Annotated in this window: 27 protein-coding genes and 1 pseudogene; 9 read left to right on the top strand and 19 right to left on the bottom strand. The window is 59.5% G+C overall.

The features are described 5' to 3' along the window. Positions 1-17 precede the first annotated feature (17 nt). A complete protein-coding gene (locus tag QSK43_RS10085) occupies positions 18-1,955 on the top strand; it encodes an EAL domain-containing protein (protein ID WP_332303374.1) in 1,938 nt (645 codons plus the stop codon). A 67-nt stretch (positions 1,956-2,022) separates the two neighbouring features. Here the strand turns inward: QSK43_RS10085 and QSK43_RS10090 are convergent, their stop codons facing one another. After that, positions 2,023-3,906 carry an ABC-F family ATP-binding cassette domain-containing protein gene (locus QSK43_RS10090; RefSeq protein WP_332303564.1) on the bottom strand — a complete coding sequence of 628 codons (1,884 nt, stop codon included), beginning with the start codon at positions 3,904-3,906 and terminating at the stop codon, positions 2,023-2,025. Between the two features lie 70 nt (positions 3,907-3,976). Further along, positions 3,977-5,023 carry a GGDEF domain-containing protein gene (locus QSK43_RS10095; protein WP_332303375.1) on the bottom strand — a complete coding sequence of 349 codons (1,047 nt, stop codon included), beginning with the start codon at positions 5,021-5,023 and terminating at the stop codon, positions 3,977-3,979. Between the two features lie 257 nt (positions 5,024-5,280). Between QSK43_RS10095 and QSK43_RS10100 the strand changes: the two genes are divergently transcribed. Together QSK43_RS10100 and ndk are read left to right on the top strand one after the other, a co-directional pair. Then, complete coding sequence (locus QSK43_RS10100; protein WP_045016863.1) at positions 5,281-5,976, top strand: glutathione S-transferase family protein; 696 nt, start codon at positions 5,281-5,283, stop codon at positions 5,974-5,976. Between the two features lie 100 nt (positions 5,977-6,076). Then, positions 6,077-6,499 (top strand): nucleoside-diphosphate kinase, encoded by a 423-nt coding sequence (ndk, locus tag QSK43_RS10105; protein ID WP_332303376.1) that lies wholly within the window; start codon positions 6,077-6,079, stop codon positions 6,497-6,499. Positions 6,500-6,596: 97 nt separating this feature from the next. Here ndk and QSK43_RS10110 read toward each other — a convergent pair whose 3' ends face one another. Together QSK43_RS10110 and QSK43_RS10115 are read right to left on the bottom strand one after the other, a co-directional pair. Then, positions 6,597-7,109 (bottom strand): hypothetical protein, encoded by a 513-nt coding sequence (locus QSK43_RS10110; RefSeq protein ID WP_332303377.1) that lies wholly within the window; start codon positions 7,107-7,109, stop codon positions 6,597-6,599. Beyond that, positions 7,106-7,657, bottom strand: a complete 552-nt coding sequence (locus tag QSK43_RS10115; protein WP_045016859.1) for a CGNR zinc finger domain-containing protein — start codon at positions 7,655-7,657, stop codon at positions 7,106-7,108. The genes QSK43_RS10110 and QSK43_RS10115 overlap by 4 nt, the downstream gene beginning before the upstream one ends. 62 nt (positions 7,658-7,719) lie before the next feature. On the opposite strand from QSK43_RS10115, the gene QSK43_RS10120 reads away from it, so the two are divergent. Next, a complete protein-coding gene (locus QSK43_RS10120) occupies positions 7,720-8,616 on the top strand; it encodes a branched-chain amino acid ABC transporter permease (RefSeq protein WP_332303378.1) in 897 nt (298 codons plus the stop codon). A gap of 9 nt (positions 8,617-8,625) precedes the next feature. On the opposite strand, the gene QSK43_RS10125 is transcribed toward QSK43_RS10120, so the two are convergent. The 5 genes from QSK43_RS10125 to QSK43_RS10145 form a co-directional block, all read right to left on the bottom strand. Beyond that, positions 8,626-9,093: a molybdenum cofactor biosynthesis protein MoaE gene (locus QSK43_RS10125; protein ID WP_332303379.1), complete on the bottom strand. Its 468-nt coding sequence runs from the start codon at positions 9,091-9,093 to the stop codon at positions 8,626-8,628. Between the two features lie 4 nt (positions 9,094-9,097). Then, complete coding sequence (gene moaD / locus QSK43_RS10130; protein ID WP_332303380.1) at positions 9,098-9,352, bottom strand: molybdopterin converting factor subunit 1; 255 nt, start codon at positions 9,350-9,352, stop codon at positions 9,098-9,100. Next, entirely contained in the window at positions 9,352-9,939 is a 588-nt protein-coding gene (gene pgsA / locus QSK43_RS10135) for a CDP-diacylglycerol--glycerol-3-phosphate 3-phosphatidyltransferase (protein WP_332303381.1), read from the bottom strand. The genes moaD and pgsA overlap by 1 nt, the downstream gene beginning before the upstream one ends. A 100-nt stretch (positions 9,940-10,039) precedes the next feature. Beyond that, positions 10,040-12,091 (bottom strand): excinuclease ABC subunit UvrC, encoded by a 2,052-nt coding sequence (gene uvrC / locus QSK43_RS10140; RefSeq protein ID WP_045016848.1) that lies wholly within the window; start codon positions 12,089-12,091, stop codon positions 10,040-10,042. After that, positions 12,088-12,876 (bottom strand): SDR family oxidoreductase, encoded by a 789-nt coding sequence (locus QSK43_RS10145; protein ID WP_045016847.1) that lies wholly within the window; start codon positions 12,874-12,876, stop codon positions 12,088-12,090. The genes uvrC and QSK43_RS10145 overlap by 4 nt, the downstream gene beginning before the upstream one ends. Positions 12,877-13,223: 347 nt before the next feature. Here QSK43_RS10145 and QSK43_RS10150 point away from each other — a divergent pair, with 347 nt between their 5' ends. Both QSK43_RS10150 and QSK43_RS27170 read left to right on the top strand, forming a co-directional pair. Further along, the gene (locus QSK43_RS10150) at positions 13,224-13,880 is read left to right on the top strand and encodes an outer membrane protein (protein ID WP_045016845.1); all 657 of its coding nucleotides are present in this window, start codon (positions 13,224-13,226) and stop codon (positions 13,878-13,880) included. Further along, positions 13,829-13,945 (top strand): annotated as a pseudogene (locus QSK43_RS27170) (hypothetical protein); the annotation flags it as partial. The gene QSK43_RS10150 and the pseudogene QSK43_RS27170, both read left to right, overlap by 52 nt. Before the next feature lie 51 nt (positions 13,946-13,996). On the opposite strand, the gene QSK43_RS10155 reads toward QSK43_RS27170, so the two are convergent. From QSK43_RS10155 to QSK43_RS27175, 4 genes are all read right to left on the bottom strand, one after another. Continuing rightward, the gene (locus QSK43_RS10155; RefSeq protein ID WP_332303382.1) at positions 13,997-14,593 is read right to left on the bottom strand and encodes a glutathione S-transferase; all 597 of its coding nucleotides are present in this window, start codon (positions 14,591-14,593) and stop codon (positions 13,997-13,999) included. A 32-nt stretch (positions 14,594-14,625) separates the two neighbouring features. Further along, positions 14,626-15,399 (bottom strand): ribonuclease T2 family protein, encoded by a 774-nt coding sequence (locus tag QSK43_RS10160; protein WP_332303565.1) that lies wholly within the window; start codon positions 15,397-15,399, stop codon positions 14,626-14,628. Between the two features lie 135 nt (positions 15,400-15,534). Next, positions 15,535-15,924, bottom strand: a complete 390-nt coding sequence (locus QSK43_RS10165) for a type II toxin-antitoxin system HicB family antitoxin (protein WP_045017296.1) — start codon at positions 15,922-15,924, stop codon at positions 15,535-15,537. Between the two features lie 47 nt (positions 15,925-15,971). Further along, positions 15,972-16,175 (bottom strand): type II toxin-antitoxin system HicA family toxin, encoded by a 204-nt coding sequence (locus tag QSK43_RS27175; RefSeq protein ID WP_052679643.1) that lies wholly within the window; start codon positions 16,173-16,175, stop codon positions 15,972-15,974. A gap of 230 nt (positions 16,176-16,405) precedes the next feature. Between QSK43_RS27175 and QSK43_RS10170 the strand changes: the two genes are divergently transcribed. Beyond that, positions 16,406-17,353, top strand: a complete 948-nt coding sequence (locus QSK43_RS10170) for a lysylphosphatidylglycerol synthase domain-containing protein (protein WP_332303383.1) — start codon at positions 16,406-16,408, stop codon at positions 17,351-17,353. A gap of 4 nt (positions 17,354-17,357) precedes the next feature. Here the strand turns inward: QSK43_RS10170 and QSK43_RS10175 are convergent, their stop codons facing one another. Continuing rightward, positions 17,358-18,221 carry a 23S rRNA (adenine(2030)-N(6))-methyltransferase RlmJ gene (locus QSK43_RS10175; RefSeq protein ID WP_045016839.1) on the bottom strand — a complete coding sequence of 288 codons (864 nt, stop codon included), beginning with the start codon at positions 18,219-18,221 and terminating at the stop codon, positions 17,358-17,360. Between the two features lie 28 nt (positions 18,222-18,249). Between QSK43_RS10175 and QSK43_RS10180 the strand changes: the two genes are divergently transcribed. Together QSK43_RS10180 and QSK43_RS10185 are read left to right on the top strand one after the other, a co-directional pair. After that, positions 18,250-20,469: a molybdopterin-containing oxidoreductase family protein gene (locus QSK43_RS10180; protein ID WP_332303566.1), complete on the top strand. Its 2,220-nt coding sequence runs from the start codon at positions 18,250-18,252 to the stop codon at positions 20,467-20,469. 66 nt (positions 20,470-20,535) lie between these two features. Continuing rightward, a complete protein-coding gene (locus tag QSK43_RS10185) occupies positions 20,536-21,153 on the top strand; it encodes an NUDIX domain-containing protein (RefSeq protein WP_332303384.1) in 618 nt (205 codons plus the stop codon). Between the two features lie 17 nt (positions 21,154-21,170). Here the strand turns inward: QSK43_RS10185 and QSK43_RS10190 are convergent, their stop codons facing one another. From QSK43_RS10190 to purM, 5 genes are all read right to left on the bottom strand, one after another. Then, complete coding sequence (locus QSK43_RS10190) at positions 21,171-21,569, bottom strand: type II toxin-antitoxin system VapC family toxin (RefSeq protein ID WP_332303385.1); 399 nt, start codon at positions 21,567-21,569, stop codon at positions 21,171-21,173. Next, positions 21,569-21,808, bottom strand: a complete 240-nt coding sequence (locus tag QSK43_RS10195; protein ID WP_332303386.1) for a type II toxin-antitoxin system Phd/YefM family antitoxin — start codon at positions 21,806-21,808, stop codon at positions 21,569-21,571. The genes QSK43_RS10190 and QSK43_RS10195 overlap by 1 nt, the downstream gene beginning before the upstream one ends. A gap of 110 nt (positions 21,809-21,918) precedes the next feature. Then, positions 21,919-22,854, bottom strand: a complete 936-nt coding sequence (locus QSK43_RS10200) for an omptin family outer membrane protease (protein WP_332303387.1) — start codon at positions 22,852-22,854, stop codon at positions 21,919-21,921. A gap of 132 nt (positions 22,855-22,986) precedes the next feature. Then, positions 22,987-23,661: a phosphoribosylglycinamide formyltransferase gene (gene purN / locus QSK43_RS10205; RefSeq protein ID WP_332303388.1), complete on the bottom strand. Its 675-nt coding sequence runs from the start codon at positions 23,659-23,661 to the stop codon at positions 22,987-22,989. Then, positions 23,658-24,731, bottom strand: coding sequence for a phosphoribosylformylglycinamidine cyclo-ligase (gene purM / locus QSK43_RS10210; RefSeq protein ID WP_332303389.1), 1,074 nt, complete (start codon positions 24,729-24,731; stop codon positions 23,658-23,660). Before purM ends, purN begins: the two co-directional genes overlap by 4 nt. Positions 24,732-24,839 lie beyond the last annotated feature (108 nt).

Here is a 24,839-nt window from a genome sequence, read left to right on the forward strand (position 1 = left end):
GACCGGGGGTTCTGCAGATGATGGAATTGATCGCCGCCCAAGCGGCCGCGTCGGCCGCCGAGCTTCCATTTCTGTTGCTCCAGGCAGCCGCCGTCGTCGGCATGGTATCCGTGCTGATCCTTCTGCGGCGAAACATAGCGCTCGATGATCCGCGTTATAAAATCTATTACGGCATCGTCTTTGGAGCGACCGGCTTTCTCTTGACGCTGCTGGTTTCCGAATTCATCAAACTCCCTTCCAAACCCTATATCCGTTCGGACCTGCTGTTTCTGGCCGGCGTATTGGGGTCCTGGCAGGGCGGGTTGATCAGCCTGGCGCTCATCTCCGCCGGTCGCCTTCTCTTCGGTGGCGTCACCCTGTTTTGGGCCGCCTTTCTGGATATGAGCGTCATCTCGGTTTTCGGGATTGTCATGTATGGCTGGATGCGCAGGCGCAGTCTCACCCAACTCGGAATTCGGGATATTTTCGGAGTTTTCGCCGTCAGGATTTTTGCAGCGTTGCTTGCCATTTGTTTGTTGTTCGGCTTGGGCATGGTGGACCAAACGCTGTTTTTAAGCGGCATCGGCCGCCGCACTGTCGGCGCGGTCGTCGGCCTGCCGATGATCGTCTGCCTGTTTCTTTTACTGCGCGGCGAGGCGCGGGCGCGTGAAGAGGTCAGGAAACGCGAAGCTGCGGCGCTGACGGATTCGCTGACAGGCCTGCCCAACAGGCGCGCCCTCAAGGATCATATCGAGATGGCAACGCGGCGGGAGTCCGCTGTTCCGCATGCTCTGGTTCTCATCGAAATCGTCAATATTGCCGATGTCGCCGCCTGCGAGGGCGAAGACTGGGGCGATCTCTTCTGGCCGAGGCTGGCGCAGGAGGTCTGCGACGAGGATAACGGCCTGCTGTCAAAGGCCAATATGCCACGCAGCTTCATGTTCGGCGACACGACGCTTGCGGTCGTCATCGAGGGGGTTGCGCTGGAGAGGTCTGAGAGCACAAGGCTCATGATGCGTCTCCACGACGGGTTAAGCGCGTTTTGCCGGTCCACGGAAGCGGGTCCGGCGCCGCATCTGAAAATCGGTGCGGCTAATCTGGATATGCTCTCCCGGCAGAACGTGGCCTCTTTCCTCAGGCACCTTAGCCTGGCGCTGAAAGGAAGCGAAAATCCGGTGCAGATTTTCCCTTTTTCCTTCGCCGAGAAAGCGACACGGGACGAGGGTGTGCGGCAGATGCTGGTCAACTGGATCAAATGCGGCACCCCGCCAATATATTATCAGCCGAAATTCGAAATGCACAATCGCCGCATGATCGGCGCGGAAGCTCTTTTGCGGGCGGTCGATGCGCGCGGACAGCCGCTATCGCCCTATTATGTGCTGGAGATCGCCGAGCGGCACCGTCTGCTGGTGGAGTTCGAGTGGTCGACGATCGAAGCCGTGGTCCGCGACCTCAGCGGTCTGCGGGGTCTCGATCCGGACTTTCATCTGGCGGTGAATGTTTCCGCCTCGTCTCTTGCGACCGCACATTTCGGAGACCGGGTCGTGTCTTTCTTGAACGAGATGGCGGTTCCTGCGCATCGCCTGTCGATCGAGGTGACGGAGATGAGCAGGATACCGGCGACCGACATCGTGCAGCACAATTTCGATAGGCTGAGCGAAGCGGGCGTGCGGCTGGCGCTGGACGATTTCGGCACCGGTTATGCGGCGCTTACCCTGCTTGCGCGGTTCCCCTTCGAGGAGGTCAAGATCGATCACTGGATGACGTCCCGGCTTGGACAATCACGGTTCAGGGACGCCATCGCGCTCGCCTTCGAAAGTGCCGAGCGTTATGGCGCGAAGCTCGTGACCGAGGGCATAGAAACGGAGGAGCAGAGCAGGCTCCTCATGCAGATGGGCATCCGCTTCGGCCAGGGATATCTTTATTCGCCCGCCGTACCGCTGGAGCGGTTGCAGCCTCGCAGGGAGCGCGCCTAGCACAGCGACGGGGAAACTCAGGTTCGTCCGACTATCGTTCCGGTTTCCGCGCCACCATTGCCACGCATCACTGCGCCATCGCATCCTCATATTCGCTTGAAAGCAGCAGCCACTGCTCTTCCGCGTCCGAAAGTTTGCTGGCGGCCTCGCCGCGCTCTTTCACTTTCAGCGCGGCCTTGGCGGGTGCTTTTTCGTACAAGGCAGGGTCCGCCAGTTCGGTGTCGAGCGCCTGAATCATTTTCTCAAGCTTCGCCGTCAGGGATTCGATTTCATTGATCTTTTTCTTCAACGGGGCAAGCTGGGCGCGCTTTTCGGCATTGGCCTTGCGCTGGTCGGCTTTCGACGTCTGGTCGGCGGCGGCCTCCGTCTTTTCTTCCTTCTTTTTGCCGGAAGAAACGACGAGGTCGCGATATTCCTCCATGTCGCCTTCGAAGGTCTTCACCGTGCCGTCGGCCACCAGCCACAGGCGGTCCACGGTCGCCTCGATGAGGTGTCGGTCGTGGCTGATGAGGATGACGGCGCCGTCATAGTCGTTCAACGCCTCGATCAGCGCCCGGCGGCTGTCGATGTCGAGATGGTTCGTCGGTTCGTCGAGGATGAGCAGGTTGGGCGCGTGAAAGGCCGCAAGCCCCATCAGCAGCCGGGCCTTTTCGCCGCCGGAGAGATCCTTCGCCGCCGTCGCCATCTTTTCCGTCGCAAGGCCCATCTGCGCCACCCGCGCCCGCACCTGTGCTTCCGACGCCAGCGGCATCAGCTTGCGCACATGTTCGACCGGCGTTTGGTCCGGCACGAGATCTTCGAGTTGGTGCTGCGCGAAGAAGCCGATCTTCAGTCCGGGAGCGATGCGAAGGTCGCCCGCCTGCGGGGCAAGCCGGCCGGAGATGAATTTCGCGAAGGTCGATTTGCCGTTGCCGTTGGAACCGAGCAGAGCGATGCGGTCGTCATTGTCGATCCTGAGATTGAGCTGCTTCAGGATGGATTTGCCCGGCTCGTAACCCACGGCACCACCATTGATGGCGACGATGGGCGAGGCGGGCTGCTTTTCCGGCTCGGGGAATGTGATCGGCTGGACGTGATCCTCGATCACGGCGGCAACGGTGCCCATGCGCTCCAGCGCCTTGATACGGCTTTGGGCCTGGCGGGCCTTGGTGGCCTTGGCGCGAAAACGGTCGATGAAGCTTTGCAGGTGCTTGCGCGCGGCGTCGTTCTTGACCTTCGCCTTCATCTGCAATTCGTCGGCCTCGGCCTTCTGCCGCTCGAACTGGTCGTAACCGCCGCGATAGAAGGTCAGCTTCTTCTGGTCGAGATGCACGATGGAATTGACGGCATTGTTCAGGAGATCGCGGTCGTGGCTGATGATGATCACGGTATGCGGATAACGGCGGATGTAATCTTCCAGCCAGAGCGTGCCTTCGAGGTCGAGATAGTTGGTCGGCTCGTCGAGCAGCAGGAGATCGGGTTCGGCAAACAGCACGGAGGCAAGCGCCACGCGCATGCGCCAGCCGCCGGAGAAGGAGGAGGCGGGGCGAAGCTGCGCCTCGTGATCGAAGCCGAGACCGGCAAGAATGCTCGAGGCGCGGGCTTCCGCCGAATGCGCGTCGATATCGACGAGCCGCACCTGGATTTCGGCGATCCGGTGAGGATCGGTTGCGGTTTCCGCCTCGGAGAGAAGCGCGCTGCGTTCCTTGTCGGCGGAAAGCACGATGGAAATCAGCGATTCTTCCGTTCCCGGCGCTTCCTGCGCCACCTGGCCGATGCGCGCCAGTTTCGGGATCGTTACCGAACCGCTTTCCGCCGAAAAATCGCCGGTGATGACCCGGAACAGGGTGGATTTGCCGGCGCCGTTGCGGCCGACGAGGCCCACCTTCACGCCAGCCGGAAGCGTTACGCTGGCATGGTCGAGAAGCAGGCGCCCGGCGATGCGGGCGGAAAGATCGGTAATCGTAATCATGGCGCCGTTTTGGCCGAACTGCGTGGCCAAGGCAAGAGCGCCCGCGCCACACCGCAACAGATATGCAGCTTCAACAGCCGAGCTGCGCCAGATAGCTGCTGCGGTTATGCTGCGCGAGGTCTCGGGAGTAGCCGATGACGCAATTGCGCGTGCCGCAGCGGGCCGATAGCAAAGCGAGTTCGGCATGGCCGAAAAATTCTGCGGATGTGGCGGTGCCGTCCACCGCCGCGACGCCGATTGAAACCGTCAGATGCTCGCCATCGCCTTCACTGGTGACGAAGCGCAGCGCCTCCACGTTTTGCCGCAACCGTTCGGCAATCGCTTCTGCGGTGTTTTGCGGCACGCCGGCAAACAGAAAGGCGAATTCATTGCCACCGATGCGGGCAAGGAAATCGTCCTTCTTGATCGTCTTGCGGAAGAGTGCTGCCAGCCGCCGCAGCGCTTTGTTGCCGGCGGCGGGGCCGTATTTGCCGTTGATCTCGCGAAAATGGTCGATATTGAGCAATACGAGAGACGTGGCGGACGCCGCCTGATCTCCTGAAAAGAGGTCGCCGAGTTTCTCGAGGAAAGCTGCCCTGTTGGGAAGCGTCGTCAGGGCATCACGCAGGGAGCTTGCCTGAAGTTCGGCCCGGCGTTTCTCAACCTCGCGGATTTTCATCAGTCCCATGGAGATGAAATGCCTGAGGCTGGTCTGTTCCTCGTGAATGTCGCCCATCAATTGCGCAAGCCGTTCCGGGGCCTGCTGCTCACGGTGATCTTCCTCGGAAAGGCTGGTGACGAATGTTTCGGTGCGCTCAAGACCGGCTTCCAGCCGCGCGGAAATCTGCTTGAGCGTTTCGAAGGCCTCGCTCGCCATCTGTTCCGCCTCGATTCGGGAGAAACCGGGCAGATTGTGTCGCTGGCCGACAAGATCGATTTCGTGCTGTTGCGGCGCGTTGCCGAGAGCGAGAATATCACGTCCCATGGCCGGGTTATGTCCCGACAATACTTCATAGATCAGTTCGTAGTTGCGCGGCAGAGGCGCAATATTCATCTTGTCGATGAACTGCGCGATTTTGGTAAAGACGAGACCGTTTCTTGCATATTCGCGCTTCTTATCGCCCGCTGATGTCGTCACTTACAGCCCCAATACCGATAGATTGCTCTGATGCACCGGCAATAACCGGTTGTTGAATGTTGTTATTCTTACAAGCAACGGTTTAAAATAGACTGAATCTGCGGAAATTTTCGTCAGCATAAGGCGTAAATTTCCCTTGTCGGGGAGGTCTGTGCGTCCGAAGCTTTTTTGATCGATAGTATGACAATTCATGATTTGATTTCAGACGATGACCGTTTTTATATCGCTTAGTCGATCCTGCAGAAGAAGGTGCATCCATGACGACCTCCAGAACCTTATATTCCCTGTGCGGAAGTGATATTTCCCGGCCGTTTTCTCCCCATTGCTGGAAAACCGTGCTTTCGCTGGCGCATAAGGGGCTGGATTTCGAGGAGCGTCCCTTGCCCTTCACGGCGGTTCCCACGGTCGAGAACGGATTCTCGAAAACCGTGCCGGTCCTTCGCGATGGCGACCGGCTGGTGAGCGACAGTTTCGAAATCGCGCTTTATCTCGACGAGGCTTACCCGGAGCGGCCGTCGCTGTTTAACGGGGAGGGCGGCAAGGCGATGGCCCGTTTCGTCGAAAGCTGGTCGCAGACGGTGCTTCATCCGGCCATTGTCCGTATCGCCGTGCTCGATATCCACAACATGCTGGACGAACCGGATCGGCATTATTTCCGCGACAGCAGGACAAGGATGCTTGGCCGGCCGCTGGAGGATGTGGTGGCCAACCGCGAGGCGGAAATTGCAGCCTTTCCGGCGCTGCTGGCGCCGATCCGCCGCATGCTGAGCTTCCAGCCCTTCATCGGCGGCACATCGCCGCTATTTGCGGACTACATCGTTTTCGGCGCGCTGCAATGGGCGAGGATCACCACCGGGGCGGATCTGTTTTCTGAAAACGATCCGGTTCGGGACTGGTTCGAGGGTTGCCTCGATCTTCACGATGCGAGAGGCCGCAGTGTGACAGCGGCGTGAAATGTCTGCCGCCATTGTCGCAATGTGGTTGATCCCCCTTGTTTTCGGGACTTTGGGCGGGTAAAGACCGCCCACTTTCTCTATAAAAAGGAACGGACACATGGCGATTGAACGCACATTTTCGATGATCAAGCCAGACGCAACCAAGCGTAACCTGACTGGCGCGATCACCAAGGTATTTGAAGATAACGGCCTGCGCATCGTCGCCTCCAAGCGCGTCTGGATGAGCAAGCGCGAAGCCGAAGGCTTCTATGCCGTTCACAAAGAGCGTCCTTTCTTCGGCGAACTCGTTGAAGGCATGACCTCCGGCCCGACCGTCGTACAGGTTCTGGAAGGCGAAAACGCCATCCTCAAGAACCGCGAAATCATGGGCGCGACCAACCCGGCCCAGGCTGCTGAAGGCACCATCCGCAAGTCCTTCGCGCTTTCCATCGGCGAAAACTCCGTTCACGGTTCCGACGCTCCGGAAACCGCCGCACAGGAAATCGCCTACTGGTTCGCCGAAACCGAAATCGTCGGCTGATTCAAAATATCAACGGCTTGAATCGCCCTCTGAGGCGATTGCGTGAAGCCGCTGAAAAGACTCGATGAAACGGAGCCGAAAGGCTCCGTTTTTTTGTTCAGGATGCGGGGCAATCCTGAACCGGCCGCATGTCCACCGTGCCATCCGGTTTGAACACCTCCGGATTGGGCGTGTAGAACGGCCCGACCGTCAGCGGTTTGGCGGGAAGAAGCGACTGGTCCGTATCTGAGCGGATCGTGGTCTCTATCGTTTGCAGAAGATCGCCCTCCGGCCCTTTGATACGGATGACGACCCTGTAGGGCCGGTCCTGCTTGATGCACTCTACCGGCGGGCTTTGAACGGTGATCTTCTCGTCTGTCGGAAAAATCTTCTCCCGGGTCGTCAGTTCAGCGCCGCCGCGGGGATTTTCGAACGTTGCCTCCACCGTACTGCCGTCGCGGATGGAAGCGACGCGCTGCAAGGTCACGAGGTAGGTGGCGATTGCCACGCGGTAGTTGAAGACGAACATGCGGCCCGAAATCTTCACGACCTCGCGTGGTTCGTCGCGCTGGCAAGCGGAAAGGCCGAGCATCGCCGTGATCGCCAGCAATGGAAGGGCAATTCTGTTCATGTCCGCGCCTCCTTCTGCCGGTGATAGTGCCGGCTGGCTTTCCGCCGGTTGCCGCACACCGTCATGTCGCACCAGATCCGGCTCCGGTTCTTGCTGCGGTCGATGAATAGCCAGCCGCAATTGCCGCAAATCCGCAGCCGTTCCCGTGTGTCTGCCGCCAGCAGCGACAGGGCGGAATGGGCGGTCGCATTGCCGAGGCTTTCGGAGAGCGGAAACGACCGCAGCGCCGTGCCGCAGGCGAAGAGAAGCTCCGCTAGCCCGCCGTCATCATTGCCGCCACTGGCGATCGAAGAACGGAAATAACCGTCGATAGCCTCACGGAGTTCAAGAAGAACCGGCCGCTCTCCGGCTTCCGGCGCGGTGAGGGCGGGAAACCGGTCGCGCTCAGCACCTAGCCGTGTCGACGCCTCTGCGAATGCGACAATCTGCTCGGGTTCAGCAAAACGGTCGAGTGATTTTGTGGCGTCCGAGCGCAGGATGACGCTATTGGCGACATCAAGCGCCAATGCGCCGCCGGCGAAACGATGCTTTGTCCAGCGAAATGTCATGCCGGATATTATAACTGTCAAAACCATTTTTAACAGTTATAATATTTGTGGGAGGACGGCGCGTGGCTTATTTCCTGCAACAATTGCTGAATGCCGTGCCGGTCGCCTCGCTTTATGCGGTTCTGGCCTTCGGCTACGCGATCGCCTTTTCGGTCACGAAGCGAGCCGATGTCACCTACGGGGCGATTTTCGCATTCGCCGGCCAGACCTGCCTGCTGTTTGCCGATTTCGGCTGGAACCGGCTGTGGCTCGTTCTGCCCGCGACGCTTGCTCTTGGGGCAGGCATGGGTCTGTTCGGCGGGCTGTGGGCGGCGGCCTTCGTCGGCAGGGCGGTGATGCGGCCGCTGGCGAAGGCTTCTCCGAATGCAGTGACCGTCGCGTCCATCGGCGTGCTGATCGCGCTCACCGAAAGCGCCCGTCTGGCCGCTGGAACCCGCCAGCTCTGGCTGCCGCCGCTTTTGTCCGAGCCGGTGCGTTTCTGGGCGGATGGCAACTTCGCCGTTACGCTCACGCCGATGCAGATGTTCAACACGACAGCTTTTTGCCTGCTCGTTGTTGCAGGCTCGCTTTATCTGCGGCGTTCCAGTTTCGGCAGGCGCTGGAGGGCCGTTTCGGACGATCCGGTTGCAGCCTCGTTCTGCGGAGTGAATGCGGGCAGGGTGTTCCTCATGTCCTATTGCGCGGCGGGCCTCGTCGCTGCCATCGCCGGCGTGCTGGCCACGTTTTATTACGGCACCATGGATTTCGGAGCGGGTCTGGTGTTCGGCCTGAAGGTCGTGCTGATTTCGGCGGCGGGCGGTTATGCAAGCCCGCTCGTCTGCGCGCTGGGAGCCGCCGCCGTCGGTTTTGCCGAAACCCTGTGGGTCGGCTACGGCCCGGTCGTCTGGCGGGATGCGGCGGTTCTGGCGCTGCTGGTCGGCTGGCTGATCGTCATGCGCAGCAGGGTGGAGCCGCCTTGATACGAAGCTTCACCGCCACTTGTCCCTGGCGGTGTCGTCGGTTGCCTTTGCCGCAACCCAGTCACCCGTTGTCCCATCCTTGCCGTGTTCCTTCTTCCAGAATGGGGCGGACGTCTTGAGATAGTCCATCACGAAATTTGCGCCGTCGAAGGCGGCCTGCCGGTGGCGTGCGGCGGCAATGACGAGGACGATGTTCTCGCCGGTGGCGATCTTGCCGTGGCGGTGGATGGCGGTGAGGCCGAGAAGGCCGAAACGTTCGATGGCGAGTTCGGCGATGCGGGTCATTTCCGCCTCCGCCATGCCGGGATAATGTTCGAGTTCCAGCGCCGCCAGCGTTCCACCGTCGTCGCGGCAAAGGCCGGTGAAGGCCACCACCGCGCCTATGCTCTTGTCGCCTTCCGTCAGCCGGCGGGTTTCTTCCGCAGCGTCGAAATCCTGTGGCTGCACGCGGATTGTCGGCTTGACGGCTGACTGCATCCGCTCATCCCCCCGTCATCGGCGGGAAGATGCCGATCTCGCGCGCGCCGGCGATGCTTTCGTCATGCTCGATGTGTTCCTGATTGACGGCAACGCGGATCACATCCGGAAATTCGAAGGCAGCTTCGTAGTTTTCACCAAGGGTCGAGAGATAGGCGATCAGCTCGCCGGCGGTGGTAACGGAGGAGGGAATGTCCAGCTCCTCCTCGGCCGTGCCGATCTTTTCGCGAACCCAGGCGAAATAAACGATCCGTGCCATCACTCTTCGTCCACGATGTGCTTGAGACCCGCCTTGAAGTAATCGTAACCGGTATACATCGTCAGCGCTGCGGCGAGCCAGAGAAGCGTGATCCCCATCTCGGTCGTGTAGGGCAGAACCTTGTCGCCCGCAGGACCCGCGAGAAGAAAGGCGATGGCGACCATCTGGATGGTGGTCTTCCACTTGGCGATGCGGGTGACGGGAACGCTGACCTTCAGCGCCGCCAGATATTCACGCAGGCCCGAGACCAGAATTTCGCGGCAGAGAATGGTGATGGCGGCCCAGAGCGACCAGCCGGCAATCGTACCGTCAGCCGCCATCAGCAGCAGCACAGAGGCGACCAGCAGCTTGTCGGCGATCGGGTCCAGCATGCGGCCGATATTGGAGGTCTGGTTCCAGATGCGGGCCAGATAGCCGTCGAGAAAATCGGTCAGCGACGCGACGATGAACAGCCAGAGCGCCGTCCAGCGCGCGAAATCCGAGCTTTCCAGCTTCCCCTCGACGTAAAAACACAGAACGATGACGGGAACCGCCAGAATGCGGGCATAGGTGAGGAGATTGGGGATGCTGTATGCGCGCGAAGCCATGGGAAACCTGTCAATCGAAGATAAACCTTGATGCCGTCCCTGAGGGGTAGCGTCAACACGTGATTATGTTTTTTTAGCAGTTCGTCACGACAGCGCGGCGTCAATCGCCACCACTCTCGTGGAAGTGATTGTAGATTTGCCGCGCCACCGCCTCGGAAATGCCGGTGACCGCCATCAGATCGTTGAGACCGGCGCGGGAAACCGCTTTCGCCGTGCCGAAATGCTGCAGCAGGGAGCGCTTCCGTCCGGGACCGATCCCCGAGATTTCATCCAGCGGATTGCGCACCATTTCCTTCTTGCGCCGCGCCCGGTGTGAGCCGATGGCGAAACGGTGGGCCTCGTCGCGCATGCGCTGTATGAAATACAGCACGGGATCGCGCGGCGGCAGGGAAAAATCGCTGCGGCCATCCGCGAAGAAACGCTCGCGGCCCGCCTCGCGGTCCACACCCTTGGCGACACCGATGGCGATTACGCTGTCGCGAATGTCGAGTTCGTCCAGAATGGCGCGCACAGCCGTCATCTGGCCCTGTCCGCCGTCGATCAGGATCACGTCCGGCCAGGCGGGGAAGGGCATGTCGGCGGCTTCCTCCGGGGTCGGTGTCAGCGTCTGCCCGCGGTCCGGCTTGCCCTCTTCTTTCAGCAGGCGCGAGAAGCGGCGGGTCATCACCTCACGCATCATGCCGAAGTCGTCACCCGGGGTGATGTCGGTCGATTTGATGTTGAACTTGCGGTACTGGTTTTTGACGAAGCCTTCCGGCCCCGCCACCACCATGCCGCCCACGGCATTGGTGCCCATGATATGCGAGTTGTCGTAAATCTCGATCCTTCGCGGCACAAAGGGAAGGCCAAAGGTTTCCGCAAAACCCTTCAGCAACCGCGCCTGCGAAGATGTTTCCGCCAGCTTGCGTCCATGCGCCTCGCGCGCATTGGCAAGAACATGGTCGGTAATATCCTTCTTCTCGCCGCGCTGCGGCACGCTGATCGTGACCTTGTGCCCGGTTTTTTCGCCAAGGGCGGCGGCCAGCAGTTCCTCTTCTTCCACCGTTTCGGAAAGCAGGATTTGCTTCGGCACCGGCTTGTCGTCGTAAAACTGTGCAAGGAACGCATTGAGGATTTCCGAGCCGGGCAGCGACGGGTCAGCCTTCGGGAAATAGGCGCGGTTGCCCCAGTTCTGGCCGGTGCGGAAAAAGAATACCTGAATGCAGGATATGCCACCCTCGTGGTGGATGGCGAAAACGTCCGCCTCCTCGATGCCGGCGGGGTTGATGCCCTGATGACTCTGGACGTGCGACAGTGCCGCCAGCCGGTCGCGATAGACCGCAGCGCGTTCGAAATCGAGATCCTCGGCTGCCTCGTTCATCTGTCGCGCGATTGCGGTCTTGACGCTCTGGCTTTTGCCGGACAGGAAGTCCTTGGCTTCCTTGACGAGTTCCGCATACCCCTGATCGCTGACCTCATGCGTGCAGGGGCCGGAACAGCGCTTGATCTGATAGAGAAGACAGGGACGTGTGCGGGTTTCGAAAACGCTGTCGGTGCAGGTGCGGATCAAAAACGCGCGCTGCAGCGAATTGATCGTGCGTCCCACGGCCCCGGCGGAGGCGAATGGTCCGAAATAATCACCCTTGCGCGCCCGCGCACCACGATGTTTGAAAATCGCCGGCGCACGATTGTCGGCGGTGATGAAAATATACGGAAACGATTTGTCGTCACGCAAAAGCACATTAAAGCGCGGCCGCAAGCGCTTGATGAGATTAGCTTCCAGGAGAAGCGCCTCGGTCTCCGTGCGGGTGGTGACGAATTCCATATGGGCGGTCAGCCGCACCATCTGGGCGATGCGGTTGGAATGCACGCGGCCCTGCGCATAATTGCCGACACGCTTCTTCAGCGAGCGCGCCTTGCCGACATAAAGAACGTCGTTCGCCTCGTTGAACATGCGGTAGACACCTGGCGAGTTCGGCAGGTGTTTGACGAATTCGCCGATCAGATCCATGCCCTTCAGGCCGGATTCGTTTTTCCAGCCGGCATTCCAGTCCATGCCGACAACGTCGCGCGGGGCCTCGACCGCATCCGTTACGGCAAGGCTTGCATCGTCGTCCTCGTCATCGGTTTCATCGAAGAGAATACCGCCGTCAGGCAGCTTCTTTCCGTTCATTCAGGTATCTCCGCCACGTCAGGGGTTTCCCAGCCAAGATGCTGGCCGCCATCGAGCGCGATCATTTGTCCGGTGATCGACGGCGTGTCGAAAAGAAAGCGAATCGTCCGCCCGAACTCGTCCGGGGCAGGACCACGCTTTAATATAAGGCCGTCGATCTGCGCCTGAAAGTCCTCGGGCGTCTGTCTTTCGCTTTTGAAGGAAGGGCCGGGCCCGATGGCGTTAACGCGGACGCGCGGCGCAAAACTCTGCGCCATCGTCCGCGTGGCCGTCCAGAGGGCGGCTTTTGAAAGCGTGTAGGAATAAAACCGCGGCGTGAGCGCAAGCACGCGCTGATCGATGATGTTGACGATCAGCCCGGATTTATCCCGAGGCAATTGCTGGACGAAAGCGGCCGCAATGAGGGAAGGGGCCCGCACATGCACGGAAAAATGCGCATCGAACACCGCCGGATCGGGCGAATCGGCCGAATCATCCAGAAAAACGGACGCATTGTTGACGACGACGCCGATGGGGCCGAGTGCCGAAGATGCCTGTTCGACAAGCGCCATCGTCGGCGACGATTGTGTCAGATCCGCCTGAACGGCAACGGCTTTGCCGCCTTTTTGCCTTATTTCATTAGCGAATTCCTCGGCTTGCGCCATCGAGGCATTGGCGTGGACGGCGATCGCAAAGCCATGGGAGGCCAAATCCGTAGCGATCGCCCGTCCAAGCCGGCGGGCGGCACCCGTTATCAAGACTGTCTTCGGTATATTTTCTTTCACAGCGGACCTGCATTTGCTCATACACGCCCTATTTGCTGGATATAATCGCAAATCGCAAGCTGTCCGTTGCCGGTAAAAGAATTGTGTTGGTTTTTACTCGTAATGTAATTTCGATTTAATTTGAATATAACTAAGTTTAAATTCGATCTATTGGAAATTAAGTTTCCGGTATGGTTAATAAAACCCTTGTGGCAATTAGGCAACGTCTAATTCTAGTCACGTCTCTGCCCCAAACAATTCACATTTTGGCTCTTTGATCTCCGCATTCTCCCATCAAATTCAGTTTCCAGAGGGGCGATTAACCCGACGAATTTACCGCGTCTAAAAACAATGTTTTGAGTACGGCGCGGTCCTGAAAGGAGAATAACATGCGTATTTTCGTAGCAACCATTATGGCTTCGACCATGGCAGCCGCCGGCTTTTCGGCTGCTCACGCCGCTGACGCCGTAAACGAAGTGCCGCAGGCACCGGTGTCCTACGACCAGCCCGCACCGGTCAAGGATTGGTCCGGCGCTTACCTCGGTGGTACGGTCAACTATGACTGGGGCCGTTTCAGCTCCAGCAACGACGGTCGTGACGCCAAGGGCGCTGGCGGCGGTCTCTACGGCGGTTACAACTGGCAGAACGGCCAGATCGTTTACGGTGCCGAAGCCGACGTCAACCTCGGCCGCGAGCGCGGTTCCGCCGGTACGGTTGCCGGCAACGCCATCGAAGGCAAGCAGGGCGTCAACGGCTCTCTGCGTGGCCGCGTCGGTTACGACATGAACCCGTTCCTGCTCTACGGTACGGCTGGTCTTGCTGTCTCCGACAACAAGGTAAGTGACGCGACCTCCAAGGACAGCGCCACCGCCCTCGGCTACACCGTCGGTGCCGGCGTTGAAGCCATGGTGACCGACAACATCACAGCCCGTCTGGAATATCGCTACAGCGACTACCAGAAGAAGGACTACGGTCTCGACTCCGGCGCGTTCTCGCGTGGTTTCGACGATCATTCCGTCAAGGCCGGTATCGGCGTAAAGTTCTGATCCTTCGGATCAGTAAAAGAAAAGCCGGGGTTTGCGCCCCGGCTTTTTTTGTTTTTGCGGTATGAGACCAGAATAAATGCCCGGCGATCAGGCCGGGCATCGGTCTCGCATTCGCGTCAGGCAGCGGCCTTCATTTCCGTATAGGCTTCGAAACGTTTGCCGAATGTCTCCGGCCACCCTGCCAGCGCCTCGTGGCCCTCTGCCCATTCGCCCGCAAAACGCAGATCGAGATAACCGATCAGGGCGGCAAGGGCGAAATGGCCGCCATGCAGCTTCTTGCCGGTTTTCGGCAGGTTGGCGTTCAGATGATCGAGGCCCTTCACTACCTTTTTCCACTGCTTGTCGATCCACGGCTGGTGGACCTTGTCTTCCGGGCGGGTACGGCGCTCGTAGACGATGGCCAGCAGGCAATCCATGATGCCGTCGCACAGCGCCTCCAGAATTTCCACTTCCGTGCGCTTGCCGTTCTTTTTCGGGTAGAGCTTGCCGCCCGAAAGGCGGTCGAGATAGTGCATGATCGCCACGCTGTCATAGACCGAGCTGCCATCGTCCAACAGCAGGACCGGAATTTTGCCGAGCGGGTTGTTGTCGATCAGCGTTGCGGGTTCGGCATTGGTGTCGACGACCACATTGGTAATGTCGATGCCGAGATGGCGGGCAGCCATGCGCACCTTGGCGGAGTAGGGGGAGGTGACGGAATAAAGCAGTTCCATTGTCGGGTCCTGACGTGTGTTGGCGTGTGGGGTTAGCGAATGGGAACGATTTCGGTAGCGCTGGCGCGGCAGCCCTTGCGGTCAAGCTCGGGGCAGTCGCGGAATGTCATGTCCTTGTTGAGGCAGATGCGAACCTCCTCGAGACGTTTTCCGTCGCAGCTGATCGAGATCCCGCGTTTCGACATGCCGGGATTGGCGTCGGTAAAGGCGGTTTCGATGGCGTCGGCAGACAGGGGCGCACCTTGCGCGCCCGAGGCAATCTTCTCCGGCAGTCTGACCGCTTCGAAGGCTGCCCGCGTCGCCGAGAAATAATCCTTCTGCGAAAGGCCGGAGCAGGAACCGTGTTTGCGCCACTGATGGCCGATCAGGCCCATGGAAGGCATGATGTCGAACATCGCGCGGCCGATCGCGTCGGGCACGCGGTCCGGTTCGCCGCTCGTGCAGAATTCGGGATAGCCGTTTTCGTTTTGCGGCCAAAGCCCGTGCACGACGAAACCGTAACGCCGGTCGCTGCCGCATTGCTGGCGATTGCCGGAGCCTTCGGAACTGGCGCAAAACGCCGGCGACCAAGACAGCGAGAACACATAAAAATCGAACCCCGTGCCACGCGACACCGGATCTTTGCGCGCGTCGCGCCGGGGCGTGCCTGGCTGCGAATTGTCCGCCCGGGAATTGCCGGCGGGTTGCTGTTGGGATTGCGTCGGCCGGTCGGTGGCGGAACCGGTCGGAGCCGGATTTTCCTGCGCAAACCACAGAGCCGCAAGCGACAGAAGACCCAAGGCGATGAAACCGGCATAACGCTTCATTCCGTGCACGTTCTCCGGAGAATGGACGACCTCATATTCGCCGGCAGGCGACGACACGGTCTTACATCAACTTGTGAACGGGGCAAACGTTGTTTCGTGCAGCCCGCCCAACCTTGTCCATAATCTATAATCTATTCAGCCGCCCATCTGTGCGATGCGCCGCGCCATCCAGTTGACGTAACTGGTGCGCGTCATTTTGCGTCTGGTAGATTCCCTGTCGATAAAATCAAGAACGTCAGCGTCAAGCATCATGTTGGCACGCACGGGCTTTCCCGCGGGACGAATGAGCGGCACGCTCGTCAACATGCTGCCGGCAGGCACGGGCACCTCTTCGAGGGCGCTGGGTTCCGCCAATGGCGCATTGTCCCGTTCCATCTCAAGCGCGTAGTCCCTTAAGGCTTCTTCGGCGTTGAGAATTGCTTCGTCTATGGTTTCACCCATGGCGACGACACCGTCCATATCCGGAAAGACCACGCCGTAAGCGCCTTTCTCGCCGTCTATAAGTGCGGGATATCTGACAGTCATTTTGCGATTCCATATGTCGTTGAACAGTGGCAATTCAAGATAGGGCGTCAAGCGGCCCACCCCGCCTTCTTCGCAATGGAACCGGCAACGCCGGAACTGAGTTTGCGATGCCTTGGCACTTGCACAAAACCCTTCTCCGGGTGGAGGTAGATATCGTGAGCGGCTCCGTGCCGGTCGAAGGCCCAACCTTCGTCTTTCAGCCGTTTGATAATTTTAGCAGCGTTTGTTTCCATCGCAGTTCCGCTGTGCATATATTTGCACCGGCAATCAGAAAGTCAATTTATATCGTGCATATATTTGCACGATTACAGCCTTGTGAACGTCAGTTACCAACCGCACGGGACACCAGCGACAGATAACGGGCAATTTTTTGTGAAAAGGTTGAAAGCTTCGCCGCATAACGAATAGAGTCGGCCGAATCTTCTGCGGGAGCGGAAATCGGGTTGGGGTGAAGCCGGAGGAAATTGGCGGGCATGACCGCATGACATTGAAGAAATACATCTGGCCCGTCATTGGTGTGGCGACGATCGGTTTTTCGGCCTGGTTGCTCTATCATGAGCTGCGAGGGCTTTCACTCGATGATCTCTGGGAAAGTCTGACGGCCATCCGCGCGCGCGACTGGATGTGTTCCGGCCTGTCGACGCTTGTGGCCTATGCCGCCCTTGCCGGTTACGACCGCATTGCTCTCCAGCATCTCGGCCGCAAGGTGAACTGGTTCTTCATCACGCTCACCTCCTTCACCACCTATGCACTTTCCCACAATGTCGGCGCATCCGTATTCTCCGGTGCCGTGGTGCGATACCGGGCCTATACGTCCAAGGGGTTGAGTGCTGCCGAAGTCGGCGTGCTCGTAGGCCTTTGTTCCTTCACCTTCATCATCGGAACGATCATGCTGATCGGTCTGGTGCTGCTTTACGAACCTGACATTACCGAGCGCTTCACCGGCATCCTGCCCGTGGAGGCCTCGACGACCACCGGCATCCTGTTGCTCGTCATTGTCGGACTTTACGTGCTCGGCAGCTTGCTGAAGCTGAGACCGCTGAAAATCCGCTCGTTTTTCCTGCCCTATCCCGTGCCGAAACTGGTGGCGCAGCAGCTGGTCATCGGTCCGATCGAGCTGATCGGGGCGGCGGGCATCATCTATTTTGCGCTGCCGGAAGCGGGAAATCCGGGCTTCATGATCATTCTCGGGATTTTCCTGATTTCCTTTTCAGCGGCGCTGATCTCGCACGCGCCGGGCGGCCTCGGCGTGCTGGAACTGGTCTTCGTCACCGGCCTGCCGGATATGAACCCGGCTGACGTCATTGCGGCGCTTTTGGTTTTCCGGCTGTTCTACCTCATCATTCCGTTCATCATCGCCCTGTTCGTGATCCTGTTTTTCGAACGATCACAGCTGACGCAGGCGCAGAAGCGGGAAGGGTTGAGGTAACCCCTCAATCCTCTTCCGGCTTTTCCTCGCCGCGCAGCCAGAAGGCGCGGTGCGAGGCGTATCTGTCCTGCGCCATCACGGTCTTCAGGAACGGCAGCAGCGTGTGCAGCTCGTCCTTCAGCGTATAGGGCGGGTTGACGACGATGAGGCCGGAGCCGCTCAGGCCCTCGAGCCGGTCGCTTTTGACGGAAAGCTCCACACATAGCATTTTCGGAATGTCGAAAGATTGCAGCCGCTCGTGGAAGTCCCTGATCGGTGCGCCTTTTTTCAGCGGATACCACAGGCAATAGGTGCCGGTGGAGAAACGCCGATAGGCCTTGTTCAGGCCATCGGCCAGGCGCTGATATTCGTTTTCAAGCTCGAAAGGCGGATCGACGAGGATGAGGCCGCGCTTTTCCTTCGGCGGCAGATGCGCACCGAGCGACAGCCAGCCGTCCAGCTCTGTCACGCGGGCCTGAAAATCGCCCTCGAACAACCGCGACAAGGCGCGTGCGTCGTCCGGATGCAGTTCCATGGCCGAAAGCCGGTCCTGCGGGCGGAACAGCATGCGCGCGACTTTCGGCGAGCCGGGGTAGAATTGCATGCCGCCATGCGGGTTAAGCTCTCTGACGACGGAAAGATAGGGTTCCAGCAATTCGGCGATGGGGGCCGGCAGATCGGCATCCATCAGCTTGCCGATGCCGGTCTGCCATTCGCCGGTCTTCTGGGCCTCTTCCGAGGACAGGTCGTAAAGCCCGATACCGGCATGGGTGTCCAGCATGCGAAACGCCTTGTCCTTGTTTTGCAGGTAGCGGACGAGGCGGGCGAGAACGGCGTGTTTGAGAACATCCGCGAAATTGCCTGCGTGGTAGATGTGGCGATAGTTCATGGATGTGTCTCGCTTGCCGATGGTGATGATGAATATTCTTGATGGACGTCACTTCGGCCTTTTTGCCGCATCGATGATGCAATATAGAAAAGACATGAACGTTGCGACCCCGATTTCCGCTAAAAACGCCACCCCGAAGGCCGAAGGTGCCACGCGCACCGGCCATACGGTCTGTCCGCACGACTGTCCGAGCGCCTGCGCGCTGGAAGTCGACATCAATGCCGATGGCCGTATCGGCCGCGTGCGCGGCGCCAATGCCAATACATACACCGCCGGCGTCATCTGCGCCAAGGTGGCGCGTTACTCCGAGCGCATCTATCATCCCGGCCGTCTTTTGACCCCGAAGCGCCGCAAGGGCGCGAAGGGTGCCGGCGACTGGCAGGAGGTTTCCTGGGAGGCGGCGCTCGACGAAGTCGCCGACGCTTTCGTCAAGGCGGAAGCCCGGCACGGCGCGGAGGCCATCTGGCCGTATTTCTACGCCGGAACCATGGGGCAGGTGCAGCGCGATTCCATCGAGCGTCTGCGCCATGCCAGGAAATATTCCGGCTTTTTCGGATCGATCTGCACAAACATGGCCTGGACGGGTTATGTGATGGGCACGGGCGCGCTGCGAGGTCCCGATCCGCGCGAGATCGCCAGGGCCGACGTCGTCGTCATCTGGGGCACCAATGCGGTTGCCACTCAGGTCAATGTCATGACCCATGCGGTCAAGGCCCGCAAGGAACGCGGCGCGAAGATCGTCGTCGTTGATATCTATGACAATCCGACCATGAAACAGGCCGATATGCGCATCGTCCTGCGTCCCGGCACCGATGCGGCGCTCGCCTGCGCCATCATGCACATTGCCTTCCGCGATGGTTATGCCGACCGCGATTACATGGCGCGCTTCGCTGACGATCCGGCGGGACTTGAAGAGCATCTGAAATCGAAGACGCCGCAATGGGCGTCCGAAATCACCGGTCTTTCCGTGGAGGAAATCGAGGATTTCGCAAGGCTCGTGGGCACGACGAAAAAGACGTTCTTCCGGCTGGGTTACGGTTTTGCCCGCCAGCGCAACGGCGCGGTCGCCATGCATGCCGCCCTTTCGATCGCCACCGTTCTTGGCTCCTGGCAATATGAAGGCGGCGGTGCCTTCCACAATAACGGCGATATCTTCCGGCTCAACAAGGCGGAACTGATGGGCACAGCCTATGCCGACCCCAACGTGCGCCAGCTCGACCAGTCGCAGATCGGCCGCGTGCTGACGGGGGATGCGGAAGCGCTGCGCCACGGCGGGCCGGTGACGGCGCTGCTCATCCAGAACACCAACCCCGTCAATGTCGCACCCGAGCAGCGGCTGGTGAAACAGGGTTTCCTGCGCGACGATCTTTTTGTTGCCGTGCATGAGCAATTCATGACGGAGACGGCCGAGTTGGCCGATATCGTGCTGCCGGCCACCATGTTCCTTGAACATGACGATGTCTACCGCGCCGGTGGCCAGAACCACATTCTGCTTGGCCCCAAGCTGGTGGAGCCGCCGGAAACCGTGCGCACCAATCTCTTCGTCATAGAAGAACTGGCGAAACGTCTTGGTATCGACCATATGCCGGGCTTCGGTCTTTCAGCCCGCGAACATGTCGATCATATGCTGAAAGTCAGCGGCTGGGGCGATTTCGATACGTTGGCGGAAGAAAAATGGATCGATGCGCAGCCCTCTTTCGAGGTGGCGCATTATCTCGAAGGCTTTGGTTATGGTGACGGAAAATTCCGTTTCAGCCCCGAATGGGCGACAGGGCCGTCTCCAAACAGACCGCCGAAAAACATCGGCGTGATGGGACCGGTTGCGCAATTTCCGAAATTCCCGGATCAGGTAGATGTCATCGAAACCGCCGACGGAGAGCATCCTTTCCGACTGGCGACATCGCCAGCGCGCAACTTCCTCAACTCCACCTTCGCGGAAACGAAAACCTCCGTGCAGAAGGAAGGCCGTCCGGAATTGATGATCTGTCCCGAGGACGCCACCCGCAACGGTATCGCCGATGGCGACATCGTGCGCATTGGCAATGGCCGTGGCGAAGTGCGCCTCCATGCCAAAATCGTGGAGGGCGCCAGGCCCGGCGTGCTGATCGCCGAGGGACTGTGGCCCAACAAGGCGCATCTGGATGGCGAGGGCATCAATGTGCTGACCGGTGCCGATGCCGTCGCCCCCTATGGCGGCGCGGCTTTCCACGACAACAAGGTGTGGCTCTGCCGTCACGATGAAGCCTGAAAGGGTTGATATTGCACCGCAACAAGGGCAGGCTGAAAGCTTCCGCGACAGGCAAGGGAATATCCGGTGACACAGACGCAAGTGAAAGACCTTCCTGCCGACATTGACGCCGGCAGGGTCCTGTTGGTGGAAAAAGAAACGGTGTGGAAGGGCTTCGTGCATATGCAGAAGCTCGTTTTCGACCAGCGCATGCCGGATGGCAAGACGATCCGTATCGTGCGGGAAGTCCATGATCACGGCAGCGCCGCCGCCATCCTGCTTTACGATGTAAAACGCGACAGCGTGGTGATGGTGCGCCAGTTTCGCCCCGCCGCCTTCGTGAACGGCGATCCAAGCTTCATGATCGAGGTGCCGGCGGGACTTCTCGATGACGACAACGCGGCCGATGCCATTCGCCGCGAGGCAATGGAAGAATCCGGCTACGCGGTCGAAAAGGTCGAATATCTGTTCGACATGTACGCCAGCCCCGGCACGCTCACGGAAAAAGTCAGCCTCTTCGTCGCCCGCATCGATCTCGACGTGCAGGCGGGAAGCGGCGGCGGGCTGGAAACCGAAGGCGAGGATCTGGAGGTTCTTACCTATGGCCTCGACGAAGCCTTTGCGATGATCGCGTCTGGCGAAATCACCGATTCCAAGACGATCATTCTGCTGCAATGGGCGATGTTGAACCGGGCGCGGCTCTGAACGTTCACGGTAACGCGTTATACGAAGGCGACGTTTTCCAGCTTTGCTGCCGCCGCAAGCTTTCTGTCATGTGTTGCGAGAGGCGCATTTTGCGAAACCGCGAGCGCCAGATAGGCGGCGTCATACGCGGAGAGGGAGTGTTTTTGCGCCAGGCGGATGATCGACACATGGTCGGCGCTTGACGATAGCGTGAGCGGCAGGCTCGCAAACCGCATGAGAATGACAAATACCTCGTCTGGGGTAATACGCTTGCGACGTTCGGCCGAAAGCAGGATGTTGCGCAACTCGTGTGACAGAAGATCCGGCGCGAAAGCATCTTGCGTTTCCAGCCGCGACAGTGCTTCGTCGGCAACTGCACCATCTTCGTCAGGCAGGAACCATGCCGCGACAACCGATGCGTCCACGACGAAAGCCATTATTTGCGGCCTTCGTCTTTCCACGCCTTTATCTCATGCGCAGTCGTCTTTTCCCGCTGAGACCGTTCTGTCCGCATTGCGGAGATGAGTTGCCGACGCGATTGAGGATCGCTCGCCCTGACGAGACGCGCCACAGCTTCGTTTCCACGCGCGATAACGACCTCTTCACCCGCCTCCACCCTGACAAGAAGCTCCGAGAGGTGCGTTTTGGCTTCTCCGACTTTGATTGTTATTGTCATGGAGCGATAACCTCATCCACATATCATAGCGATAATAGGCGTGCTGTGAGGGTTGGTCAATGACTTGGCCAAGTTCGCCACGTCGATGCATCTTTCGGCTGGCGGTTGGTTCAGAACCGGCCTTTGACACCAGCCCCGATGAAAATCGCCTGCAAGTCGCCACCACCGGCATTTTTTTCCGATGAAAGGTTCCCGGCGCCTGCGCCGCTATAGTGGGTGTCTCCACGCCCGAGGCCGGTATATTCGTAGGAGCCGTCGAGATAGATCGAGGCGTTCTCTGTCAGGTCATAGGCAACGCCCGCCTTTACACCGAACATGCCGGCAACGTCGAATTTATCGGTGAAGCGCATTTCGCGCAGCCAGTGGTCGTCCGTCGCCTTGCCATAGACCATCGCGCCGCCTTCAAGGCCGGCATTGAGCGACCAGTTGCCGAACCTCTGGCCGCCGGTTAGATTGCCGTAGAAAACCGGGATTTGCTGACGGTAGGTGATCCCATTGAGATCATCCTTGAATTTACCTGCGAAATCACGGGGGGAGAAAATGCTGTAGACGGCATTGCCGCCATAGGCAGACCATTGCACATCCGTGTAGCGGAAGCCGACGCCGGCGCTGAGATATTGCTGCGGGTCGTCCAGCAGCATGCGATTGAGTTCGAGACTTCCCGAAAAATAATGGTCGAGCCTGGTATCGTCATGCTGGGAGCGATCGCTCCAGCCGTTCTTGGAGCCGTCTTTATAGAACGGCCACTGCCAGTCGTAATCTGTCATGTAGCCATCGCCTTCGAAGCCGACACGGCCTTCTGCCTTCACCCGCCAGCCGGGCGCAAGCTCAAGCCCGAGCGAGCCGCGTAGCGCCATGGCGTTCTTCGTTTCCCATTCGAGTTCGCTTATTTTGCGATTGCCGATATGGACAGTTTCGGTCGCTCTGAGATTGAGAACACCAGCATCCAGCGACGCGGTGATGCCACCTTGTTCGGCGGCGAGCGGCAGGCTGCTGCTCATCAGCAAAAGGGTCGCCAGTGGCAGGCAATATCTCGAAAATAGCATAATCACTCCTGAATGACCGGAGGGCCTGAAACGCTGGGCCGTTGTGGGCATTAGAGACGATTATGGTAAATGATCGGTTTATTTTCCGGAAAATACCACTTTAAGTATTTTTTTACTTTAGTGTATTCTTTATCAGCAGGCGGAAATCAAGCTGCAATACTCATATTTACTTGCTGCGCCATTGGAGACGGTCTTGCCACCTTCCATCCGCACCTTGCCTTCCGCAAGCTGCTTGAGGGCCAGCGGATAGAGCTGGTGTTCGACGGTGAGTATCCGTGCCGCCAGCGTCTCGGCCGTGTCGTCGGAAAGAACCGGCACCGCGCCTTGAGCGATCGTCGGGCCTTCGTCCATGCCTTCGGTGACGAAATGCACGGTGCAGCCGGAAATCTTCATGCCGCTGTCGATGGCGCGCTGGTGGGTGTGCAGGCCAGGGAAAAGCGGTAGCAGGGAAGGGTGGATATTGATGATGCGGCCTTCATAGGGGGCGATGAAATCCCCTGATATCAACCGCATGTAACCAGCAAGGCAGATGATATCAGGCGCAATCTCGCCAAGTGCCGCGAGTATCGCGCCCTCATGCTCGGCCTTGCTGGCATAGGTCTTGCGCTCGAAGGCCAGTGTGGGAATACCGAAGTCCCGCGCCTTTTCCAGTCCGCCCGCTGACGCCTTGTCCGAGATCACGCAGGCGATTTCAGCGGGAAAATCCGCCGCCTGACAGGCCTTGGCCAGCGACACCATGTTGGAGCCGCCGCCGGAAATGAAAACGACGACGCGTTTGCGGCCAGACGGGAGGGCGGCGCTCATCATAGGCCGAGAGCGCCCTTGTAGATCGTGCCGTGCGCGCCCTCTTCGCGGGCGACCATGCGGCCGAGCGGGAAAACGGTCTCGCCTTCCGCCGTCAGGGCGTCGGTGACCTTCTCGGCATTTTCAGCCGAAACGACCACGATCATGCCGACGCCGCAATTGAAGGTGCGCAGCATTTCTTTGGCTTCGACGCCGCCCGTTTTTGCAAGCCACGAGAAGACGGCCGGAACCTTGATCGCGTCGAGATCGATCTCGGCGGCGAGATGCTTGGGCAGAACGCGCGGAATGTTTTCCGGGAAGCCGCCGCCGGTAATATGCGCCAGCGCCTTCAGCGCGCCGGTCTCGCGGATCGCCTTCAAAAGCGGCTTCACATAGATGCGGGTCGGCGTCAGCAGCGCTTCGCCGAGCTTCTTGCCATCGGCGAAGGGGGCAGGGGCGTCCCAGTCGAGACCGGAGACTGACACGATCTTGCGCACCAGCGAGAAGCCGTTGGAATGAACGCCGGAGGAAGAAAGTCCGAGAATGACGTCGCCTTCGGAAATATCGCCGGCCGGCAGAAGCTGGCCACGTTCGGCAGCACCCACGGCAAAGCCCGCGAGATCGTAGTCACCATCGGAATACATGCCGGGCATTTCGGCGGTCTCGCCGCCGATCAGCGCGCAGCCGGATTCGCGGCAACCGGCGGCAATGCCGGAAACGATGGCGGCACCCTGGTCGGGGTCCAGCCTGCCGGTTGCGAAATAATCGAGGAAGAACAGCGGTTCGGCACCCTGCACGACGAGATCGTTGACACACATGGCGACGAGATCGATGCCGACGGTGTCATGGAAATTCGCGTCGATGGCGATCTTCAGCTTGGTGCCGACGCCGTCATTGGCGGCCACCAGAACCGGATCGATGAAGCCGGCCGCTTTCAGATCGAACAGGCCGCCGAAGCCGCCGATTTCACCGTCCGCGCCGGGACGCCGCGTCGAGCGCACCGCCGGTTTGATCTTTTCGACCATCAGGTTGCCGGCGTCGATATCCACACCCGCATCACTATAGGTAAGACCGTTCTTGCCCGACTGGCTCATGGCTCTCGTCTCCGCTGGTTCCTTTGGCGTCGCCATTCGCACGGGACGGGGCCTTATGCAAGGGTTTGAGTGGCAAAAGCTCCGGTTTTTAACGGCTTTGCGACGGTT

Source organism: Rhizobium sp. GR12 (genome assembly GCF_036596185.1).
Classification (GTDB): Bacteria; Pseudomonadota; Alphaproteobacteria; order Rhizobiales; family Rhizobiaceae; genus Agrobacterium; species Agrobacterium nepotum.

Excerpts from the sequence above, each read along its gene's own strand:
- QSK43_RS10085 (WP_332303374.1), top strand. The coding sequence starts at position 18 with ATGATGGAATTGATCGCCGCCCAAGCGGCCGCGTCGGCCGCCGAGCTT.
- QSK43_RS10090 (WP_332303564.1), bottom strand. The coding sequence starts at position 3,906 with ATGATTACGATTACCGATCTTTCCGCCCGCATCGCCGGGCGCCTGCTT.
- QSK43_RS10100 (WP_045016863.1), top strand. The coding sequence starts at position 5,281 with ATGACGACCTCCAGAACCTTATATTCCCTGTGCGGAAGTGATATTTCC.
- ndk (WP_332303376.1), top strand. The coding sequence starts at position 6,077 with ATGGCGATTGAACGCACATTTTCGATGATCAAGCCAGACGCAACCAAG.
- QSK43_RS10110 (WP_332303377.1), bottom strand. The coding sequence starts at position 7,109 with ATGAACAGAATTGCCCTTCCATTGCTGGCGATCACGGCGATGCTCGGC.
- QSK43_RS10115 (WP_045016859.1), bottom strand. The coding sequence starts at position 7,657 with ATGACATTTCGCTGGACAAAGCATCGTTTCGCCGGCGGCGCATTGGCG.
- QSK43_RS10125 (WP_332303379.1), bottom strand. The coding sequence starts at position 9,093 with ATGCAGTCAGCCGTCAAGCCGACAATCCGCGTGCAGCCACAGGATTTC.
- moaD (WP_332303380.1), bottom strand. The coding sequence starts at position 9,352 with ATGGCACGGATCGTTTATTTCGCCTGGGTTCGCGAAAAGATCGGCACG.
- pgsA (WP_332303381.1), bottom strand. The coding sequence starts at position 9,939 with ATGGCTTCGCGCGCATACAGCATCCCCAATCTCCTCACCTATGCCCGC.
- uvrC (WP_045016848.1), bottom strand. The coding sequence starts at position 12,091 with ATGAACGGAAAGAAGCTGCCTGACGGCGGTATTCTCTTCGATGAAACC.
- QSK43_RS10145 (WP_045016847.1), bottom strand. The coding sequence starts at position 12,876 with ATGAGCAAATGCAGGTCCGCTGTGAAAGAAAATATACCGAAGACAGTC.
- QSK43_RS10150 (WP_045016845.1), top strand. The coding sequence starts at position 13,224 with ATGCGTATTTTCGTAGCAACCATTATGGCTTCGACCATGGCAGCCGCC.
- QSK43_RS10155 (WP_332303382.1), bottom strand. The coding sequence starts at position 14,593 with ATGGAACTGCTTTATTCCGTCACCTCCCCCTACTCCGCCAAGGTGCGC.
- QSK43_RS10160 (WP_332303565.1), bottom strand. The coding sequence starts at position 15,399 with ATGAAGCGTTATGCCGGTTTCATCGCCTTGGGTCTTCTGTCGCTTGCG.
- QSK43_RS10165 (WP_045017296.1), bottom strand. The coding sequence starts at position 15,924 with ATGACTGTCAGATATCCCGCACTTATAGACGGCGAGAAAGGCGCTTAC.
- QSK43_RS27175 (WP_052679643.1), bottom strand. The coding sequence starts at position 16,175 with ATGCACAGCGGAACTGCGATGGAAACAAACGCTGCTAAAATTATCAAA.
- QSK43_RS10170 (WP_332303383.1), top strand. The coding sequence starts at position 16,406 with ATGACATTGAAGAAATACATCTGGCCCGTCATTGGTGTGGCGACGATC.
- QSK43_RS10175 (WP_045016839.1), bottom strand. The coding sequence starts at position 18,221 with ATGAACTATCGCCACATCTACCACGCAGGCAATTTCGCGGATGTTCTC.
- QSK43_RS10180 (WP_332303566.1), top strand. The coding sequence starts at position 18,250 with ATGAATATTCTTGATGGACGTCACTTCGGCCTTTTTGCCGCATCGATG.
- QSK43_RS10190 (WP_332303385.1), bottom strand. The coding sequence starts at position 21,569 with ATGGCTTTCGTCGTGGACGCATCGGTTGTCGCGGCATGGTTCCTGCCT.
- QSK43_RS10195 (WP_332303386.1), bottom strand. The coding sequence starts at position 21,808 with ATGACAATAACAATCAAAGTCGGAGAAGCCAAAACGCACCTCTCGGAG.
- QSK43_RS10200 (WP_332303387.1), bottom strand. The coding sequence starts at position 22,854 with ATGCTATTTTCGAGATATTGCCTGCCACTGGCGACCCTTTTGCTGATG.
- purN (WP_332303388.1), bottom strand. The coding sequence starts at position 23,661 with ATGATGAGCGCCGCCCTCCCGTCTGGCCGCAAACGCGTCGTCGTTTTC.
- purM (WP_332303389.1), bottom strand. The coding sequence starts at position 24,731 with ATGAGCCAGTCGGGCAAGAACGGTCTTACCTATAGTGATGCGGGTGTG.